This is a genomic window from Candidatus Pelagibacter sp. HIMB109 (assembly GCF_052048155.1).
GTDB lineage: Bacteria > Pseudomonadota > Alphaproteobacteria > Pelagibacterales > Pelagibacteraceae > HIMB114.
Genome location: NZ_JBNAIK010000002.1, coordinates 106,376 through 125,114, shown reverse-complemented (window position 1 = coordinate 125,114; position 18,739 = coordinate 106,376). Strand labels below are relative to the sequence as shown.

Genomic DNA, 18,739 nt, shown 5'->3' with positions numbered 1-18,739 from the left:
CATGATACCAGATAGTTTTAAAAAAATAACAATTCAAAATCAAGATTATGATGTTGCTGATATTAGCAACATAAATGATATTGAGAAAATTCCATTTTCTTACAGAATTTTAATTGAAAATATTATCAGACAAAGTTTACTTGGAAGAAACAAAAACGCAAATCAACAAGTAAAATTTATTTTGGAAAATAAAATTGGTTCTGCAATTAATTTTGCACCAAACAGAATTTTAAGTCACGATATTTTAGGAAAAGTTATGCTAGTTGATTTTTTAGCATACAGAGAAGCTTTACAAAAAAAAGGTATTAGTTCTGATTCAATTCAACCTGATGTTCCAGTTGATGTTGTTATTGATCACTCTTTGCAAGTTGATTTTTTTGGTAATGATGAAGCTAAAATTAAAAATTTACAAAAAGAGTATGAAAGGAATTCTGAAAGATTTTCTTTTCTAAGATGGTGCTCAAAATTTTTAGATAAAGTAAACGTCATACCTCCGGGAGTAGGAATATGTCACCAAGTCAATATTGAATATTTATCAAAAGTTATTTGGCGAGAGAAAAAACAAGGTCATAATTTAATGCATCCAGACACATGCATTGGAACAGATAGCCATACTCCTATGGTTAATGCAATTGGTGTAATGGGTTGGGGTGTTGGAGGTGTTGAGGCAGAAATATCAATGCTTGGTAGAACTATTCCAATGACGGTGCCCGAGGTTGTCGGAGTTAATTTAAAAAATAACTTAAAAGAAGGTATCACTTCAACGGACTTAGTTTTGTATATCACTAAATTGTTAAGAGAGAACAAAGTTGTTGGAAGTTTCATAGAGTTTTTTGGGGATGGTGTTGAAAATTTAACAGTTGGCGACAGAGCTACTATTTCTAATATGGCACCAGAATATGGTGCAACGAATGTTTTGTTTCCAGTAGATAATTCAACTTTAGATTATTTAAAAATGACTGGCAGAACAGATGAGGAGATTAAAATTGTTGAAGAATATTCTAAAAATCAAAAACTTTGGAGAAATCCTGGAGATGCTCCAATGTATAATAGAGTTTTAGAGTTAGATCTTGATTCAATAACCCCATGTGTTTCTGGCCCAAAAAACCCTGAGGATAAGATTAATCTAGATCAATTCTCAAGTTTGGCAAATGAACATTCGCAAATGCTTTACAAAAAAGATTTGCGTAATGAGGAATTTGAAGTTCCTAAACTTAGTTTTAAAATTAAAGACGCAGACATAATGATTGCAGCGATAACAAGTTGTACAAATACTGCAAACCCTAAAAATGTGATTGCAGCAGGACTGATTGCTAAAAAATTAGTAGAGCTTGGGATCAAGAGAAATGAAAAAGTTAAAACATCTTTTGCACCAGGGAGCAAAGTTACTGCCGAAATTTTATCACAAACAGGTTTGCAAAAATACTTAGATGAGCTTGGTTTTAACATGGTGGGTATTGGTTGCACGACTTGTAACGGGAGTTCAGGACCATTAGACGACAATATTGCAAATACTATTGAGAAAGAAAAAATTTTTTCAATTGCCGTTTTGTCTGGAAATAGAAATTTTCAAGGTAGAATTCATCCAAATATTAGAGCATCCTACTTGGCATCACCAGGTTTAATAGTTTTATTTTCTATTTTAGGGACAATAAAAAAGGATTTAACAAAAGATAGCCTAGGAAAAGATAAAGACGGTAAAGATGTTTATTTTAAAGATGTGTGGCCATCAAATGAAGGCGTAAATAAAATTATTAATCAATTTTATAAATCAGAGACTTTTAGTGAAAAATATAAAGAGGTAAATGATGGAGGAGATCTTTGGGAAGGTCTTCAAGTTTCAAACTCTAGTAACTATGATTGGCCAGAAAGTACTTATATAAAAAAACCTCCTTATATGAGTAATGCTGAAAATAATGTCATTAAAGATATTAATTTAGCAAGACCTATCGCTCTTTTAGGAGACTCTGTAACAACAGATCACATATCTCCATCTAGTGTAATTACAAAAGGAACTGCAGCTTGGGATTATTTAACTGAATTAGGATTAGATCCAAAAGACTTTAATAATTATTTAACAAGAAGAGCAAACCACGAGATTGTTGCACGATCTACTTTTGCAAGTTTAAGATTACGAAATCTCATGACCCCTGATCAGGAAGGAAGTATTACGGTTAAGTATCCTGAGAATAAAACTATGAGACTTTATGAAGCCGCGATGGGTTATCAAAAAGAAAACAAAGAAATTATTGTTTTAGCTGGAGAAAACTATGGATGTGGATCATCCAGAGACGTTGCAGCTAAAGGTCCATTATTAATTGGTGTTAGAGCTATAGTTGCCAAAAGCTTTGAGAGAATTCACAGATCAAATTTAGTTGGAATGGGATTATTACCTTTAGAGTTCGAAAAAGGACAGGGTATAGATGAATTAAAGATAATGAGTACTGATCAATTTAGTATCATTGGTTTAGATAGAATTAGTAATGATAATAAAAAAGTTACGATGAAAATTCACAAAGATAGTGGCGATGTAATAGATGTGAAATTAAATGTTAGGCTAGATGTTCCTGAAGAAGTTACATTTTGGAAAAATGGAGGTATTTTGCCTACAGCTTATAAGGAAGCCTAATGGGTCAAAACTGGATTAAAGCAACATATTATAGGGGCGGAACTAGCAAAGGAGTTTTCTTTCAAAAAAAAGATTTACCAACACAAGATGAAAAAGAATTAAATAAAATTTTCTTAAAAGTTATTGGAAGTCCCGATCCAAATGGAAGACAATTAAATGGCATGGGTGGCGGAGTTTCTTCAGTATCAAAATGTGTAATTATCAGTCCATCTGAAAGAGATGACGCAGATGTTGATTATAATTTTATTCAAATTGCAGTAGATCAACCAATTGCAGAGTGGAATAATAATTGTGGAAATTTATCAGGTGCCGTTGGTCCGTATGCTGTTCAAGAGGGTATTATAAAACCAAAAGAGGGTGAAAATAAAATAAGAATTTATCAAGTTAATACTGATAAAATTATTCATTCAACTTTTAATGTTAAAGATGGAAAACCTGAAATTGAAGGTGATTATACTATCGCTGGTGTTTATGGTGAAAGCTCAAAAGTTAGACTTGATTATTTAGAGCCAGGTGGATCTGGTACTGGTAAATTATTACCAACGGGAAATGTTGTAGATGAAATTGAAATTGATGGATTTGGAAAAATAAAAGTTAGCGTTGTTGATGCTGCTACACCACTAATTTATATTCAAGCAGAGGATTTAGGCCTTAAAGGAACCGAAAGTCCTGATGAGCTCGATGGTAATGTGGAAAAAATGGAAATCATTCAAAAGATAAGAAGAAAATGTGCTTTCATGACTGGTTTATCAAAGTCAGAACATGAAGCTCCAATGAATACTCCTCGTATTGGTATTGTTACATCACCTAAAGATTATATCAGTTTAGATAAATCAAATATTAAAGGTGATGATCAAGATATTACCGCAAGAATGTTTTCAATGGGAAAAACTCATAAAGCTATTATGGGTACCGCTGGAGTTAATATAGGAGTTGCAGCAGCAATTGAAGGTACAATTCCAAATTTAATCAAAAGAAAAGGCTCAAATCCTTTAGAACTTAGAGCTGGAAATCCATCGGGAGTTATGACTGCTGGTGCCGTTATCGAACAAGTCGATGGTAGGCCTCATGCAAAATCGGCAATTATGTATAGAACGTTTAGACCTCTTATGAGAGGTGAAGTCTTAGTCTAAGCTGAAATTTTTATTTCACCCGTAACTTGGGTTCTGTGCATTACCCTTCTAGTATTAGGGTCAAAAGCATCTCTTTTATGAAGAACGAAAAGATTTTTCCACATTAGCAGTTCATTTGGCTTCCACCTTTGTGTCCAGGTATATTTTTTTTGAGTGGCATGTGCCCAAATATCATCAAGTAATTTTTCACTTTCACTTAGTTCCAATCCAATAACGTAAGCGTAAGGTCTTCTTCCAATAAAAAGAGATTTTTTTCCAGTATTGGGATCATTAAAGACTATTGGATGTTTTGCACCTGGTGTTTTTGATGGATCAGAAACTTCTTCATACCCTTTCCTTAATTGTCCAGCACTGTTGTGTGCAGAGTCATGAATTAAAATTTTTCCTTCAATTCTATTTTTTAAATCTTCTGGCATATCTTCGTAAGCTGCGATCATATTTGCAAAATGAGTATCTCCTTGATCTTTTGGAACTTCTAAAGAATATAAAATACCAGCTTTAGGTGGCACATCTTGATAAGACATATCAGAATGCCATGTTGCTTCACCATCTCCTAAAATTCCAGTGGGCTTACCTTCTTTTTTTACGTTAGAAATTACATTAATTTCTGGATGCTCTGGAGAAAAATTTATACCAAATGGATTTGGCGCTGGGTGATCCAAGTTACCGAAATTTTTACTAAATTTAATTAAATCAGGATCAGTTAAATTTTGATTTTTAAAAACCAAAACTAAATTTTCATCCCACGCTTTGTTAATCTGGTCAACTTCTTGTGAACTTAAATCTTTACTTAAGTCCATGCCTTTGACTTCAGCACCAAGAGCTAGACCACTTTTGATAATTTCCATAAACAAATATTAATTATTTTTAAAATTATAGTCAAATTTTAGAGGTTGTGAAAACCAAAATAAATCAATCTAATTGCTCCAAAAAATAAAATTATACTTAAGATTTTTTTAAAATAACTTTGACCCTTTGAAATAAGAACCAATTTTCCAAGATAAGTTCCAAGAAAACCAACTAAAATCATTACAGTAACTAATGGCAAATATTGTTGAAAAGAAAACCCAATAAAAAAATATGCAAAAGATTTAAATAAATGCTGAAAAGTCATCATTGATCCATGTGTTGCAACATGTTTTATAGGGTTAAAATTCATATTTTTTATTAAAGTTGCAACAAGTGGTCCCGAGGCTCCAAACATGACTGACATGGTAGATGAAGCAATTCCACCAAAAAAAATATATTTTTTTCCAAGCTTTGGAAACTTCCCAAACAATGAGTATAATATAAATAATCCCACTCCAATTTGCCCAATTGCAGGAGATAAGACTTCCACAACATTTGCTCCAAGGAATGAACCGATTAGCGTTCCACCCATAAAAGGTAATATTATTTTTATATCTAAATCTTTGAGTGAAACAAATATTCTTGCAAAATTTGAACCAAGTTGAATTATTCCATGCACAGGAACCAAAGCTACCGGAGGTACAATGAAGGATAAACTCACTAGCATTAAAAGCCCTCCACCTAAGCTAAGTGCAGTTGAAATAAATGAGCATAATAAATTAATTAATATTAACGCTAAAGCTCCAGACAAGGATACAGAGTCTGGCAAATATAAATTTATTAATTCCACTAAATTAATTTCAAATAAATAGTCGTAGAAACAATTAATACCACACTAATACAAAATCCAACCAAGAAAGGTTTAAAACCAAATCCTTTTAAATCATTAATGGAAATACTAGACCCAAGTCCAAATAATGCAAATAATATCAAATATTTAGAAACCGTTGAAACAAAACTAACTATTTTTTCCCAATTAGATAACATTGAGACTTCAATTGTTGCATCAACTATACTTCTAAATACTGCCAAAAGCATAAAAAAAATAATAAAGGGCGGAATTAGATTAAAAAATTTTAATTTGTTTTTTTGTTCTTGAGATGAATAATAAAACGTCAGCAAAGGTATCAAAATAATTAAAAAAGAATTTCTAAGTAATTTTGTTGATATTGTTGAATTAAAAGATTGAGCATCACCATAAATATTTTGAAAAATAGTACCTGCAGCTGTTACTTGAGATGTATCATGAATTGTTGCGCCAAGCAGTATGCCCGCTTTGATTTGTTCTTGTTCAAAAATCAGATTTGCAAAAAATGGAGAAACAAATACAGATAAAGTTCCAATCAGAGTAATGACAGCAACTGCGCATGTAATATCATTTTTTTTATTATTCATGACCGAGCTTGCTGCCATAATAGCTGTAATACCGCATACTGCAGAGCCGATTCCTAATAAATTTATCATTCCTTTATTTGAGTCAAGAAATGAGTTTAAAACTTTAATTAAAATAAAAATTAAAACAAAATTTAAAACTATAATAAAAAAAGAAATACTTGCGTAATTATAAAACTCAAAAAAACTGATTTTAATTCCAATTAAAGCAACTCCAATTTTTAAAAAATTTTTGGTTAAAATATTATTAATATTTTCAAAGTTACTTATTTGAAAATGATTAATCAAAAGCCCCGCAAGGATACATACAATTGCAGATGATATCACAATTGAATAATCAGATAATAGTGCAGATATATACTCGGCTATCGCTACGACAAAAGTAGCAATCAAAAAATTTTTTTTCATGAAATATTTAAGTTTGAAAGCTCAACAAATTCTTTAATCGTAAAGTCCTTATTTAAAATACAATCAATTAGATCATCAGTTTTAGAATTATTAAATACTTTAAATAATCTTTTAGATTTTGCAGTGATGTCATTTTTATCCATTGGATTATCCGGTGTTCCTCTGACTGAACTTGCATGATAAAAAAGCTTTTTACCATCATTAAGTATTATTGTTAATTTTGATTGTCTTTCAGGTCTAGCTTTGGCTAATTCATCACTTGATACTGATTTAATTTTTTTTCTTAATGCTACTACTTCTGGATCATTAAAAAGATTTTCATCATGAGCCTCTTCGTATCCCATAGTCTTTTTAATTAAATGCACAGCAATTAAATGTTGTGCACTTATCGAAGGAATTTTTCTGTCATTCACAATATGAAAACGGTCTGATGGTATTTCAATTGTAAGCTCTTTGATATCTTTATGATCAAAATCATTATTTTTTAAAAGATATTCAACTGCATCCATCATGGATTGAATAGGAGATCCTACCGACCATTTTTTTAAAGAAGAATGATCAATCTCAAATTTTTTTCCAAGTTCACTTATTATTAAATCAGGTTTAGGATTATGAGCAAAACCTTCATGAAAGCCTCTTTCTCCCAGAAGTGGATCAGTTACGGATGTAAAGTTTTCTTTTGCAAGAAGCGCTGAATAAATTGCATTTCTTGTTGTCATTCCAGAAAATACAAATGCCTTTTCAATGTGATCAGGATCTCTATTCCAACAAGCTAAACCTGAAGCTTGTTGTATCGTATAAGATAATAAATAATTACATTGTTGATGGTTTAACTTTAACAATGCGCCAGCTGATGCTGCGCACCCAAAAATTGGACCTAAACTATGTGTTGCAAAGATTGTTTTTTTTGGAGTTTCATAACCTAAGCTTGTGGTAATTCTAACGCCAATATCATACCCAAGTGCGATTGCTTTTAAAATTTCTTTAGAACTTAAATTTTCTCTTTCAGCAATTGCTAATGTTGCCGGAACAATTGCACATCCTGGATGAAACCTACCATTTGTATGAGAGTCATCAGTTTCGTTTGCGTGCGCTGCCATTCCATTTGCAAAGCCTGCATGAATTGCAGACACCTTAATATCATTACCTAATAATGTTGCTTCTTTAGGACCGCCTTGATTTTTAGAAAATTCAAAACCTTTTTTACCCGGAGGCAAAAGCCTTCCTGTTAGAATAGCAACCATGGTATCTAATAGATGAAACCTTGTATTTAATTCAGTCTCTTTTGGTAATTCGTGTGATAATGCTTCAGATATATATTTTGTGAGCGTTTGTTGAATATCCATTAATAAATCCCTTTAATATTATTTTTATCAAAATTAATTTTATTTTCATCACACATTACATTAAGTTTTTTTACATCATCAAAAGAAAGACTTTTCAAATTATTTATTAAATCTAAAAATCTTTTTTGTTCTTTTTCATTTACCATGCTTTCAAACAAAGGTTCCGTTTTTTTAATATATTCTGGTCTTCCAAATGGGGTTTTGCCACTTGGATGAGCATTTGCAAATTCTAAACTATCAACAATTTTTTCACCATTTTTTAAAATAATTTCAACTTTTGCACCTTGAGCTTTTTTTAAAGGATCTGGTTCATCATAATACTTTTTATTCCATTCAGGACTTTCAAAAGTTTCAATTTTATTCCAAAGTTCTACAGTTTCTTTTCTATTTTTTCTTTCTTCGCTGTAACTTTTTTCATGGTGCCACTCTCCATCCTCAAGCGCTACAGCAAATATATACATAGCTGAATGGTCTAATGTTTCACGTGTTGCTTTAGGGCTATATTTTTCTTTATCATTACTTCCACTGCCCATTACAATATGGGTATATTGTTTACTATGAATATTAATTTTACTAATCTCTTTAGTATCTTTAATTTTTTTTCTCATATTAAATGCAATATCGATTAAAGAGTTTCCGTGGTATCCAGCTGAATGTTCTTTAGTAAATGTTCCTAAAATTCCTTTTCTAGGTTCATCTCCAACAGGTAACTCAATATCTAAATCATCATTATTTTTTTTTAATAATATTGGAATGATTCCGTAATCACCTTCCCATACTGGACTAGGAGAGGTGTCACCACGAATTGCTCTATCAATTGCATCGATTGCATTTTTTCCAACTAGACCTGGCGCATAAGCTTTCCAACTTGAAAGCTCACCTTTTCTTCCTTGTCTTGTGAAAATTGATGTATGTGCACTCCATTGAATTGCCTGATAGATAGTATCAGCATCTAATTTTAGAAGTTTACCTAATCCACTAGTAATTGAAGGACCCAGGTGACCAACATGATCTATTCGATTTGGATTTAACGCAATTGACATGGATAATCTTAATTGTGTTTCGTAGCTTGTTGCAATTGCTTTTACTAAATCTTCACCATTACAATTTTTTTGTTGAGCTACAGCTAAAATTGTTGGGATACAATCTCCTGGATGACAAGTTTCTTTAGCCATAATATTATCATGAAAATCCAGTTCTCTAACAGCAACTGCGTTTGCCCAAGCCGCCCACTGACAGTCGTACTTTTTATTATCTTGAATTCCAAAAAGAGTAGCTCCATGCTTATTCTCAAACTGCATAGCTTGAGCTCTTGCGATTTTAACAGCCTCTCTATTTAAAGCTGCTACTGCAACTCCAGCATTATCTATAATTCTATTACCAACCATTTCGATTATTTCATTCGTTAATCGCCAATCTTCAGATGCCATTGTGGCAATGCGATATGCTAATTGATTATTTTTAATTAGTTTCTCACCAGGTTTTTGAATATTTATCTTAAATTTTTTCATTTATTTTGTTTTTAGTTTCATAATGTGAAACGAAGTTTTGCATATTGATATCTTATAGACATATGTTAATTTTCTGTAAATTTAATTGATCAATTAAAAAACTAAAGGGGGATAAATGTTCAATTTAAAATTCAAAAAGCTTTTTAGCTTTGTTGCATTATCTACACTAATAGTTTCGTCATTAGCTACAGAATCATTTGCAAAAAAGCATCCAACGTATGCTAAAAAAACATGCAATGGTTTAATTCAAGTTGTTATCCATGCTTCTTATGGTGGAGGTACAGACACGACAGCTAGAATGATGTCTATTAGAACAAGAAGAACTCTAAATACCGACATTCAGGTTGTTGGAAAAAGAGGTGGTTCTGGTGCAAAAGCTCAAAATTATACTCTAACTAGACCAAAAGATGGTTGTACAATTATGGCTCTTACAGAGTCTCATTTGTATACAATGGCTAGGGGCAAATCAAACATGAAGATCGGTGATCTTGTGGGTGTTGCTAGAGCAATGGAAGAGCCAAATTTTATTGTTGTTAACGCTAAAAATAAAGAGTTAAGCAATATTAAAAAGTTCATTAAAAGAGCAAAGAAAAAGCCAATTGTTACTGGTATAGCATCAATAGGTGGTACTGAGCATATTGGAATGTACACTTACTCTCAAGCAGCTGGAGTTCCATTTAAAGCTGTTTCATTTGGTTCAGGTGCACAAAGTTTACAAGCTTTAGTATCTGGAAAAATTGAAGCGACTTTATTGAATCCTTCAGAAGCGGTTGCAATGATTGAAGCTAAAAAAATTAAGCCAATCATTTTGTTACATGATAAAAAAATGTCAGACTTTAAAAAAGTGCCTACTTCATACGAAATGGGTCATGAAGTTAAAGTTGTAACTACAAGAGGTTATGCTGTTTTAAAAGGAACACCACAATCGACTATTGATGAGATTTCAAAAGGTTTAGTAAAAGCAATGAAGCATGAAACTTTTGCGACTTATCTAAAAGGTGCGGGTCTTGATCCAAAAACTAGTCCAGCTGGTACTGAAGTTTGGGACAAGCAGCTAAAAGAAAATTACAAAAAAGCTGCAGCCGCTCTTAAAGGCCTAGGATTAACTAAATAATTAAAGTTAATATATGTCAAAAGAATCTAACTTTGCGCCTGAAAATTCAGGCGCAAAGTTTTTTCACAGAAAAGATTTATATTTAGCTCTTGTGCTTGTTGCATTTGGAGCGTTTGTTTATTATGAAGCTGGAAAATTTCCTCCAGCACCATTAGTATTAGGGGATACAATAAATGCCGATGTATTTCCAAAAATTTTAGTTGTTATTCTACTTTTTTTAACTGCAATTATTCCATTTGAATTTAAAATTACTCCACAAAAAGTGGCAAAGATAGATAAAGAGAGAAATGTAAAAACTTTACCAATTACTTGGATTACAATTTTTTTATTACTTACAATTGTTTTTTTAACAGATTTTCTTGGAGCGGTATTAACTATGTTTGTAACCTGTTTACTTTTGCCTCTTGTCTGGGGTGAAAAAAATTATATTGCTGTTGCAATTTATGCACTTTTATTTCCAGCTTTTGTCTGGTTCTTGTTTAATCAACTTCTGGGTTTGTATTTTGCTCCTGGATTACTGGAGGTATTTTTAAAATAGTTATGGAAGATGTAATAAAAGGGTTTGGATTAATATTAGAGTTTAAAAATATTTTACTTATATTTGGTGGCGTTTTAATTGGTGTTTTAGTTGGCGCCCTACCAGGTTTAAGCTCACCAATGGCTATCGCATTATTAATGCCATTTACAATTAGTCTTGATCCAGTAGCGTCAATTTCAATGATGGCTGCTTTATATTGTGCCGGTACTTTTGGAGGATCAATCACAGCGATATTAATTAATGCTCCGGGTGCACCACCAGCAGTTGCGACTGCATTAGACGGTTATCAGATGGCAAAAAATGGTGAACCGGGAAGAGCATTGGGTTTAGCTGCAATATCAAGTGTGATAGGTGGTATTATAGCAATTATTATCTTTTTAATGGCAACACCGGTGCTTGCAGAAATTGCATTAAAATTTGGTCCAGTCGAATATTTTGGATTAACTTTATTTGCGTTGTCGATGTTAGCTGCAATGAGCGGAAAGTCATCTATTAGAAATTTAATCGCAGGTGTTATGGGTGTTTTAATTTCAACGATCGGTGTTCATTTGGCAACAGGCGTTGAAAGATTTGATTTTGGCGTAGATGAATTAACTGAAGGAATAAAATTCGTGCCTGTATTAATTGGTTTATTTGCAATGTCAGAATTATTAAACCAATCAAGAACTTTAAATGCTGCGGTTGAAAGAATGAATGCAAAAGCTTTAAGACTTCCAACAATAGCAGAATTGAAAGCTTTAAAAGGTACAATTTTAAGATCTTCAGGTCTTGGAACTTTCATTGGAATTTTACCAGCTGAAGGTTCAACGGTAGCCGCTATGATGGGTTATAATGAAGCAAAGCGATGGTCCAAAACACCAGAAAAATTTGGAACAGGTCATGCAGAGGGAATAGTAGGACCAGAAGCTGCGAATAATGCAGCAGCTGGAGGAGCTATGGTTCCAACACTAGCACTAGGTATCCCAGGCAGTGGAACAACAGCACTAATATTAGCTGCTCTTGTTATGCACGGCTTTAGACCAGGTCCTTATTTAATTACCGAAACACCACACTTAGTTCATGCAATATTTGGCGCTATGTTATTTGCAAATATTGGTTTTTTAGCAATTGGTTTAGTTGGAGCAAGGTTTTTTTCTTATGTTACATTTGTTCCTAAAAGATTTTTATGGCCATCAGTATTTGTTTTTTCGTTAATTGGTTCATACGCTTATAGTTCTGCATTCTTTGATGTTTGGGTTATGTTGATATCTGGTATTATTGGTTATTTCGCTTTAAGAAATGGTTTTTCACCAGCGCCATTCGTGATGGGATTAATTCTTGGTAAAATGGTAGAAGAAACTTTCACTCAATCAATGGTCATTTACGAAAACAATTTTATGAATTTCTTTGATAGCGGTGTTTTTATTTTCTTTTTCATATTAACCTTTGTGAGCTTATCAACTCCTTTTTGGGGACAGATAAGAAAAAAATTCTCTTCAACAAAGTCATAATTTGTCTAAAGATTTTAACAAAGACAAAGTCGTTATTATTACTGGTGGTGCTAAAAAAATTGGCCGTGCAACAGCCAAAAAATTAGCTGATCAAGGTTTTAATATTCTTATTCATACAGGTGGAAAAAGTATTGATGAAGCAAAAAAAACTGTAGCTATCGTTAAGGAATATGGAGTTCAATCTGATTTTATTGATGGCGATTTAGAAAATATTAAAACAATTGATAAAATTAAAAGTGCTGCTGAAAAGTTAGGAACTCCTTCGGTTTTAATTAATAATGCAGGTCTAAGAATTCATGATGATTTTGAGAAAATCACCTATGAAGATTGGAAGAGAGTAATGACTGTAAATGTTGATGCATCATTTCTTTGTACACAAGCATTAATAGGTCACATGACTAAACAAAAGTGGGGGCGAGTTATTAATATTGGTGGTTTATCAGCTCACATCGGAGCTAAAGAAAGAGCGCATGTTGTAACTTCAAAAGCTGCATTAATTGGTTTAACAAAAGCTGTAAGTATGGAGTTTTTAGAACGAGGTGTTACGTGCAACTGCGTTGTACCTGGTTTTATAGAAGATTTTGACAGTAAAGAAAAAGCTCTTAAAGGTCATTGGTTAAGACATCCTCAAACACCAAATCTTGTTCTTAATAGATTTGGAAATCCTGATGAAGTTGCAGAGGTGATTGCCAACCTGTGCAAAAAAGAAGCTGATTATATTAATGGCCAAACATTACACGTTAATGGTGGTAGCTATACCCCATGACAATAGCCGAAGAGTTTTCAAGTTGGGCAAAATCCCTTTCAACAAAAGATATTTCAGATAAATCAAGAAAAACTTTAGAGTTTTTATTTAAAGATATTTGCGGAGTCATCGTTTCTGCTAGAAATGAGAATTATGTTCAAAGTTTAGTAAAAACTTATAAAGGAACAGGCTCTCTTATCTCTCTTGGTCACGGAAAAGATTTTGATATGTTTTCAGCGGCGATCATTGCTGGGACCGCTGCACACGGAGAAGATTTTGATGATACATTCGAAGGTAATCCAATGCATGTTGGAGCATCCATGATACCAGCAATGTTATCTGCTGCACAAAAATTTAATTTATCTGGAGATCAAATTTTAAAGGGAATGATTGTAGGTTCTGAACTTATTTGTAGATTAGCGTTAGTTGCTCCTACAGCGATGCACAAACAATGTTTTCATCCAACAGCTGTATGTGGAACTTTTGGAGTTGCTGTAGGTTTGTCATCAGTTCTTGATATGTCAGAAAAACAAATATCATCTGCACTTGGAGTAGCAGGAAGTTTTACTTCTGGTATTATTGAATACTTAGCTGAAGGATCGTGGACCAAAAGAGTACATCCAGGTTGGTCTGCAAATTCAGGAATGAATGCGGCTTTAATGGCAAAATCTGATTTTTATGGTCCAAGAACAGTATTTGAAGGTGAGCATGGTTTCTTTAAAGCATTTGCATTAAGAGAGATTGAAAGAGATTATTCTCATTTAACTGACAAGTTAGGATCAAGATGGGAGACAGAAAATTTAGCATTTAAACCTTATGCCTGCGGAACTATGGCTCAACCATTTGTAGATTGTGCTGTAAAATTAAAAGAAAAAGTAAAAGATCCAAAAAAAATTAAATCAATTTTAGCAAAAGTTGGAGAGGGAACAGTTCATAGATTATGGGAACCTTCAAAAGAAAAGAAAAATCCATCCACTCCATATTCAGCTAAATTCTCTGTTCCATATTGTGTTGCAGTTGGTTTTTTAAGAGGTGATGCGGGTCTAAGCGAATTTAATGAACAAAGTATTAAAGACAAAGAGATTTTAGAATTAGCTAATAAAGTTCAATATGAGATTGACCCTAATGATGAATACCCAAAAAATTACACTGGAACGTTGATTTGTGAAACTGATGATGGAGTTTTTGAAGAGCATCAGCCGTGTTTCAGAGGTGGCCGAAAACAACCTGTTACCAAAGAAGACATTGAGAAAAAATATCAAGCAAATTTAAAATTTTCTAAAATAAGTGATAAAGAAATAAAAAATTTAAATTCTTTTGTTGATACAATTTTTCAAAAACCAGATTTTACAAAAATTATTATTCAATAATTAATATTATGGAAACTGATTTTGATATTGCAGCGTTATTTGCAAGTCTTGGTTTTTTTGAATTGAGTATTTTAATTTTAACCGCTTATTTTGCATCAGTGGTTTCGGGAATATCCGGATATGGTGGTGGAATGACACTTGGTCTTTTGGTGTCACCATTTATTCCAATCAAGTTACTTGTTCCATTAATGTCAGTTTTTGTTTTATTCTCTAATTTTTCAAGAATGTACTATTACAGAAAAAATATTTTCTGGAAAAAAGGTATTTATTTTGCAGTTATCTCAACACCTTTTCTAATTGCTGGTACAAATTTTTATGCAGCAGTTTCACCTAAGACTTTATATTTTTGTCTAGGTTTTGGATTAGCGTTTATTGTTATCTTAAGAAGAGTATTTAAAAAAATTAATCTAAATATTGGATGGTTTGGTTTGGGAGTAATGGCTGTATTCTATGGTACTATAAGTGGAGTTATTTTAGGACCTGGATCAGTATTACTTACAGCATTAGCTGCAAATGGAATGGTCGGTGCGCAAATTATAGGAACAGATTCTTTTATTACGCTGATTAATGTTATTATTCGATTAATTTCATTTTGGAATCTTGGATTGTTAAATCTTGATGCTCTTTATGTTGGATCAATGATTGGTATTGTTTCGATTTTTGGATCTTATACTGCTAAAAAAATTGCTGATAAACTTGGGGTCAAGTTACATACAATTATAATCGAAGTATGTGTTATATTGGGTGGTGCAGCTATGATTTATAGAGCATTTACTTTTTAATTTCTAATTTTTGCCCATCTAGCCACTCAGCATCTTCACTTTTGTAATGCTCTTTCTTCCAGATAGGTGTTCTTTTTTTAATTTCTTCGATAATGAATCTTGAAAAATCGTAGACTTGTTTTCTATGCTTGCATGCAACAGCAATAATAATTGAAATTCCACCAAGTGGCACATAGCCTTTAGCGTGTTCTACAAATGCTACTGGATGTTGTAAATCTAATTTCTTAATTGCTTCATTATATATTTCTTCAAAACTTCTTTTCACCATTACATCATGGGAGTCATAAGTAATTCCTGTGACTTCTTTTTCATTATTATGATCTCTTACTGTTCCAATAAAAAATAAAGATGCACCACATTTATGTGACTCAATAAATTTTTGAGCCTTATCTAAAGAAATATTTTTTATATCTACTACATCACAATGAAACATTACCCACCTCCTATTGGCGGTATAATTGATACAGCATCATTGTTTTGTAATTTATAAGCATCTTCAACAATTTCATCTTTTGAGCTAAATGCAGATTTCTTAACCATTTCTAAGTAATTATTATTTTCTGGAAATTTAGTTTTAACAATTTCAATCATTAGATCTCTAACATCTTTAATTTTAGAATTTTCATTTAACTCAAGATCAATATGGTCTTTATCAGAAAGCTCTCTACAAACACCAAATAATTCTACTTTAATTTTCATAATCAATTAATTTTACTAGATCACCTTTTTTAATTATTTTATTTTTTTGATCAAGTAATAACCAGCAGTTTGCTTTGACCAAACTATTAAGTTTGTAAGACTCTTGATCAGGAATAATTTTTACTCCCTTTTGATTAACAAATGCTCTTCGCAATTCAGTTAACTGAGGGTTTTTTTTATAATTATGTAATAATTTTGCAGTTTTAAAACCAACCTTTCGGTTTTGCATAGAAAGTATTAAAGGGACGACCAAGAAATGAAATCCTACAATTGTTGATATAGGATTTCCAGGTAAGCCAAAATAATATTTACTATCCTTGACTGCGAATAGGGTAGGTCTACCTGGCTGCATTCCAATTCTGTGAAATTGAATTTTATATTTTTGTTGTTTTAAAAATTTAGGAAAATAGTCTTTATGACCAGCAGATACCCCGCCTGTTGAAATGATAATTGTATTTTTTAAATTCTTAATTTTTGAAAAAACATTATTAATTGCCTTATGGTTATCTTTGACAATTCCAAGGTAAGTAAAGTTAAAGTTAAATTTTGATGAAAAGCTTTTAAAATATTCAGGTATAGAATTTATAACTTTTTCATTGTTTTCAATGTGATCTGAAATTTCATCACCAGAGCTAAATAATACAACGTTTGGTGTTTCGTAAGTTGATGTGATGTGATTTCCTGATGATTTAATTAATAATTTTTTTGCTGGAGATAATTTTTCATTTTTTTTTATTAATACCTTGCCCTTTTTAAAGTCTGATCCTTCTAATCTAACATTTTGATATTTCCTTATTTTTGCACGAATTTGAACCAGTCCATCAATAACCTCAACTTGTTCATAAGGCAGCATACAATCGAAAGGGGCTATAATTTTTCCACCTGTGCTTATGCGGTAACAGGTATTTTTAACGTATTGAATTGTTTTTTTTTCTCCAACTGCAAGCGCTCCATTAATTTTAAAAAAACTATTTTTAACCGTGTCCGAAGATTTAAACGCAAACCCATCTAATAAACTATTATTATAAAATGGGTTATTTCTCTTTGCTTTGATGTTTTCAGCTAAAACCTCGTTATTTAGATCTTTAGTGTATTTTTTTACTTTATTTTTTTTTGAAGTTTTGAGAACTTTCTGAAGAGCTTCTTTATATGAAGTCATGACTATTTAAGGTGAGATAAAAATTCAGGAACACCATTTGGATTAATCCATAATCCACTCTTTCCACCTTGTTTAACTAAAAGTCGAGTTTGCTGTATCAGTAAATCCGGATTAACTATTTTACTTAAATCATAAATTGTTATTAAAGCAGCATTCACACCCATAATAGCTTCCATCTCAACACCAGTTTTTGCATTTGCAGACACAAGACAATAAACATCTAAAGCAAAATTGTTCTCATCTAAGACAATTTTTGTTGAAGTATGATCTATCTGCAATGGGTGACAAAGTGGAATAAGATCACTTGTTCTTTTTACACCGAGCACAGCAGCAACTTCTGCAATTGTTATTGGATCGCCTTTTGGCATTTCACGGTTTTTAATTAAATTGAAAACTTCTTTTCCAACTATAATTGACCCTGTCGCCAAAGCTCTTCTCAAAGTGATTTCCTTGTCAGAAACATCAATCATATTAAATGATTTTTCTTGAAAAAGTTCTTTGGTCCAATCTTTCAGATCTTCTTTAGTTACAATTTTAAGTTTCAAGTTATCCTCCTACTGATGCTAGATGAGGAGTTATACCTGTGTTTCCAAGTTCAAGGTAATGAGATTCTTTTTTAAATCTTAGTTGGGTTAAGATTAGATCAACCAACTCATCTTTTTGTTTAGGATCTTGTAAATATTTTCTCAAATCAGTGCCAGTGTTCCCAAATAAGCAGAGTCTTAACTCACCCTTGGCAGTAATTCTAAGTCTATTACATGTTTTGCAAAAGTCTTTCGAATAGGGTGCAATAACGCCAAATTGTCCTTTTAAATTTTCATTTTTGTAATTTAAAGCAGGTCCATCATCTAATGCTCGGTCAATATTTTTCCAGCCTTTAGTCTCAATATATTCTTTAAATACTTTGGAACTTTGATGATACTTTTTAAAATAATCTAAATTATCACCAGTCTGCATTAGCTCGATATATCTAAAACTGATATCATTTTGATTTATAAATTCTGACCAAGCATCAAATTCTTCTCGGTTATCATTTATATTTTTTAATAAAACAGCATTAATTTTAATATTTTTAAATCCTTTATCTTGTAAAATTTTTATACCTTCTAAAATTTCTGGTAATCGATCATGACCTGTGATCTCTTTAAATTTCGACCTATTCAATGAGTCAATACTAATATTCATGCCATCTATGCCTGTATCAAGAAATTTATCTGTAAGTTGATTAAGTTTATAACCGTTAGTAGTAACAACTAATTTTTTTATTCCATTTTTTGATTTAATTAATTTCATTACATCAAAAAAGTCTTTCCTCACGGTTGGTTCTCCGCCTGTGACTCTAATCTTAGAGACACCTAAATCTGAAAGACCATTGATTAAATTTTCTATTTCAAAAATATTTAGAAAACCAGGATGATTATTTGGTTTAAAATAACCATTTGGCAGACAATAACCGCACTTGAAATTACAGACATCGGTGATGGATAATCTAATATAAGGAAAGGTGCGCCCAAATGTATCTCTTAGTTTTCCCCCCATGGTTTTAGAGTACTGTTTTTATACAATAATTTAAA

General features: G+C 32.0%; 18 protein-coding genes. 8 read left to right on the top strand and 10 right to left on the bottom strand.

Annotation, left to right across the window (positions count from 1 at the left end; genetic code table 11):
• Position 1 precedes the first annotated feature (1 nt).
• Together acnA and ACTTAQ_RS02350 are read left to right on the top strand one after the other, a co-directional pair.
• On the top strand, positions 2–2,629 hold the full coding sequence (acnA, locus tag ACTTAQ_RS02355; RefSeq protein WP_440695210.1) for an aconitate hydratase AcnA: 2,628 nt from the start codon (positions 2–4) through the stop codon (positions 2,627–2,629).
• Positions 2,629–3,762 (top strand): 2-methylaconitate cis-trans isomerase PrpF family protein, encoded by a 1,134-nt coding sequence (locus ACTTAQ_RS02350; RefSeq protein ID WP_440695208.1) that lies wholly within the window; start codon positions 2,629–2,631, stop codon positions 3,760–3,762. Before acnA ends, ACTTAQ_RS02350 begins: the two co-directional genes overlap by 1 nt.
• Here the strand turns inward: ACTTAQ_RS02350 and ACTTAQ_RS02345 are convergent.
• From ACTTAQ_RS02345 to ACTTAQ_RS02325, 5 genes are read right to left on the bottom strand one after another with little or no spacing between them, the layout of a single operon-like run.
• Complete coding sequence (locus ACTTAQ_RS02345; protein WP_440695206.1) at positions 3,759–4,610, bottom strand: TauD/TfdA dioxygenase family protein; 852 nt, start codon at positions 4,608–4,610, stop codon at positions 3,759–3,761. The two genes, ACTTAQ_RS02350 and ACTTAQ_RS02345, sit on opposite strands and share 4 nt — an antisense overlap.
• Before the next feature lie 38 nt (positions 4,611–4,648).
• Entirely contained in the window at positions 4,649–5,401 is a 753-nt protein-coding gene (locus tag ACTTAQ_RS02340; RefSeq protein WP_440695205.1) for a sulfite exporter TauE/SafE family protein, read from the bottom strand.
• Entirely contained in the window at positions 5,401–6,411 is a 1,011-nt protein-coding gene (locus ACTTAQ_RS02335; protein WP_440695203.1) for a YeiH family protein, read from the bottom strand. The genes ACTTAQ_RS02340 and ACTTAQ_RS02335 overlap by 1 nt, the downstream gene beginning before the upstream one ends.
• Complete coding sequence (locus ACTTAQ_RS02330) at positions 6,408–7,757, bottom strand: MmgE/PrpD family protein (RefSeq protein ID WP_440695201.1); 1,350 nt, start codon at positions 7,755–7,757, stop codon at positions 6,408–6,410. The genes ACTTAQ_RS02335 and ACTTAQ_RS02330 overlap by 4 nt, the downstream gene beginning before the upstream one ends.
• Positions 7,757–9,268, bottom strand: coding sequence for an MmgE/PrpD family protein (locus ACTTAQ_RS02325; RefSeq protein ID WP_440695199.1), 1,512 nt, complete (start codon positions 9,266–9,268; stop codon positions 7,757–7,759). Before ACTTAQ_RS02325 ends, ACTTAQ_RS02330 begins: the two co-directional genes overlap by 1 nt.
• Before the next feature lie 115 nt (positions 9,269–9,383).
• On the opposite strand from ACTTAQ_RS02325, the gene ACTTAQ_RS02320 reads away from it, so the two are divergent.
• From ACTTAQ_RS02320 to ACTTAQ_RS02295, 6 genes are read left to right on the top strand one after another with little or no spacing between them, the layout of a single operon-like run.
• Positions 9,384–10,382, top strand: a complete 999-nt coding sequence (locus ACTTAQ_RS02320) for a tripartite tricarboxylate transporter substrate-binding protein (RefSeq protein WP_440695197.1) — start codon at positions 9,384–9,386, stop codon at positions 10,380–10,382.
• A 13-nt stretch (positions 10,383–10,395) separates the two neighbouring features.
• The gene (locus ACTTAQ_RS02315; protein WP_440695195.1) at positions 10,396–10,920 is read left to right on the top strand and encodes a tripartite tricarboxylate transporter TctB family protein; all 525 of its coding nucleotides are present in this window, start codon (positions 10,396–10,398) and stop codon (positions 10,918–10,920) included.
• 2 nt (positions 10,921–10,922) lie between these two features.
• A complete protein-coding gene (locus ACTTAQ_RS02310) occupies positions 10,923–12,410 on the top strand; it encodes a tripartite tricarboxylate transporter permease (protein ID WP_440695193.1) in 1,488 nt (495 codons plus the stop codon).
• A gap of 1 nt (position 12,411) precedes the next feature.
• Positions 12,412–13,176: an SDR family NAD(P)-dependent oxidoreductase gene (locus tag ACTTAQ_RS02305; RefSeq protein ID WP_440695192.1), complete on the top strand. Its 765-nt coding sequence runs from the start codon at positions 12,412–12,414 to the stop codon at positions 13,174–13,176.
• Positions 13,173–14,525, top strand: a complete 1,353-nt coding sequence (locus tag ACTTAQ_RS02300; RefSeq protein ID WP_440695190.1) for an MmgE/PrpD family protein — start codon at positions 13,173–13,175, stop codon at positions 14,523–14,525. The genes ACTTAQ_RS02305 and ACTTAQ_RS02300 overlap by 4 nt, the downstream gene beginning before the upstream one ends.
• 8 nt (positions 14,526–14,533) lie before the next feature.
• A complete protein-coding gene (locus ACTTAQ_RS02295) occupies positions 14,534–15,307 on the top strand; it encodes a sulfite exporter TauE/SafE family protein (protein WP_440695188.1) in 774 nt (257 codons plus the stop codon).
• On the opposite strand, the gene ACTTAQ_RS02290 is transcribed toward ACTTAQ_RS02295, so the two are convergent.
• The 5 genes from ACTTAQ_RS02290 to moaA are packed head-to-tail and all read right to left on the bottom strand — an operon-like array spanning position 15,297 to position 18,704.
• Positions 15,297–15,740 carry a molybdopterin synthase catalytic subunit gene (locus ACTTAQ_RS02290; RefSeq protein ID WP_440695186.1) on the bottom strand — a complete coding sequence of 148 codons (444 nt, stop codon included), beginning with the start codon at positions 15,738–15,740 and terminating at the stop codon, positions 15,297–15,299. The two genes, ACTTAQ_RS02295 and ACTTAQ_RS02290, sit on opposite strands and share 11 nt — an antisense overlap.
• Positions 15,740–16,006, bottom strand: a complete 267-nt coding sequence (locus ACTTAQ_RS02285; protein WP_440695184.1) for a MoaD/ThiS family protein — start codon at positions 16,004–16,006, stop codon at positions 15,740–15,742. The genes ACTTAQ_RS02290 and ACTTAQ_RS02285 overlap by 1 nt, the downstream gene beginning before the upstream one ends.
• Positions 15,996–17,165, bottom strand: coding sequence for a molybdopterin molybdotransferase MoeA (locus ACTTAQ_RS02280; RefSeq protein ID WP_440695182.1), 1,170 nt, complete (start codon positions 17,163–17,165; stop codon positions 15,996–15,998). The genes ACTTAQ_RS02285 and ACTTAQ_RS02280 overlap by 11 nt, the downstream gene beginning before the upstream one ends.
• Positions 17,166–17,167: 2 nt before the next feature.
• On the bottom strand, positions 17,168–17,710 hold the full coding sequence (gene moaC, locus ACTTAQ_RS02275) for a cyclic pyranopterin monophosphate synthase MoaC (RefSeq protein WP_440695180.1): 543 nt from the start codon (positions 17,708–17,710) through the stop codon (positions 17,168–17,170).
• Position 17,711: 1 nt separating this feature from the next.
• Positions 17,712–18,704 (bottom strand): GTP 3',8-cyclase MoaA, encoded by a 993-nt coding sequence (moaA, locus tag ACTTAQ_RS02270; RefSeq protein WP_440695178.1) that lies wholly within the window; start codon positions 18,702–18,704, stop codon positions 17,712–17,714.
• Between the last annotated feature and the right edge of the window lie 35 nt (positions 18,705–18,739).

Bases quoted from the DNA above. Each gene is read 5' to 3' on its own strand.
- acnA (WP_440695210.1), top strand. From the start codon at position 2: ATGATACCAGATAGTTTTAAAAAAATAACAATTCAAAATCAAGATTAT.
- ACTTAQ_RS02350 (WP_440695208.1), top strand. From the start codon at position 2,629: ATGGGTCAAAACTGGATTAAAGCAACATATTATAGGGGCGGAACTAGC.
- ACTTAQ_RS02345 (WP_440695206.1), bottom strand. From the start codon at position 4,610: ATGGAAATTATCAAAAGTGGTCTAGCTCTTGGTGCTGAAGTCAAAGGC.
- ACTTAQ_RS02335 (WP_440695203.1), bottom strand. From the start codon at position 6,411: ATGAAAAAAAATTTTTTGATTGCTACTTTTGTCGTAGCGATAGCCGAG.
- ACTTAQ_RS02330 (WP_440695201.1), bottom strand. From the start codon at position 7,757: ATGGATATTCAACAAACGCTCACAAAATATATATCTGAAGCATTATCA.
- ACTTAQ_RS02325 (WP_440695199.1), bottom strand. From the start codon at position 9,268: ATGAAAAAATTTAAGATAAATATTCAAAAACCTGGTGAGAAACTAATT.
- ACTTAQ_RS02320 (WP_440695197.1), top strand. From the start codon at position 9,384: ATGTTCAATTTAAAATTCAAAAAGCTTTTTAGCTTTGTTGCATTATCT.
- ACTTAQ_RS02315 (WP_440695195.1), top strand. From the start codon at position 10,396: ATGTCAAAAGAATCTAACTTTGCGCCTGAAAATTCAGGCGCAAAGTTT.
- ACTTAQ_RS02310 (WP_440695193.1), top strand. From the start codon at position 10,923: ATGGAAGATGTAATAAAAGGGTTTGGATTAATATTAGAGTTTAAAAAT.
- ACTTAQ_RS02300 (WP_440695190.1), top strand. From the start codon at position 13,173: ATGACAATAGCCGAAGAGTTTTCAAGTTGGGCAAAATCCCTTTCAACA.
- ACTTAQ_RS02295 (WP_440695188.1), top strand. From the start codon at position 14,534: ATGGAAACTGATTTTGATATTGCAGCGTTATTTGCAAGTCTTGGTTTT.
- ACTTAQ_RS02290 (WP_440695186.1), bottom strand. From the start codon at position 15,740: ATGTTTCATTGTGATGTAGTAGATATAAAAAATATTTCTTTAGATAAG.
- ACTTAQ_RS02285 (WP_440695184.1), bottom strand. From the start codon at position 16,006: ATGAAAATTAAAGTAGAATTATTTGGTGTTTGTAGAGAGCTTTCTGAT.
- ACTTAQ_RS02280 (WP_440695182.1), bottom strand. From the start codon at position 17,165: ATGACTTCATATAAAGAAGCTCTTCAGAAAGTTCTCAAAACTTCAAAA.
- moaA (WP_440695178.1), bottom strand. From the start codon at position 18,704: ATGGGGGGAAAACTAAGAGATACATTTGGGCGCACCTTTCCTTATATT.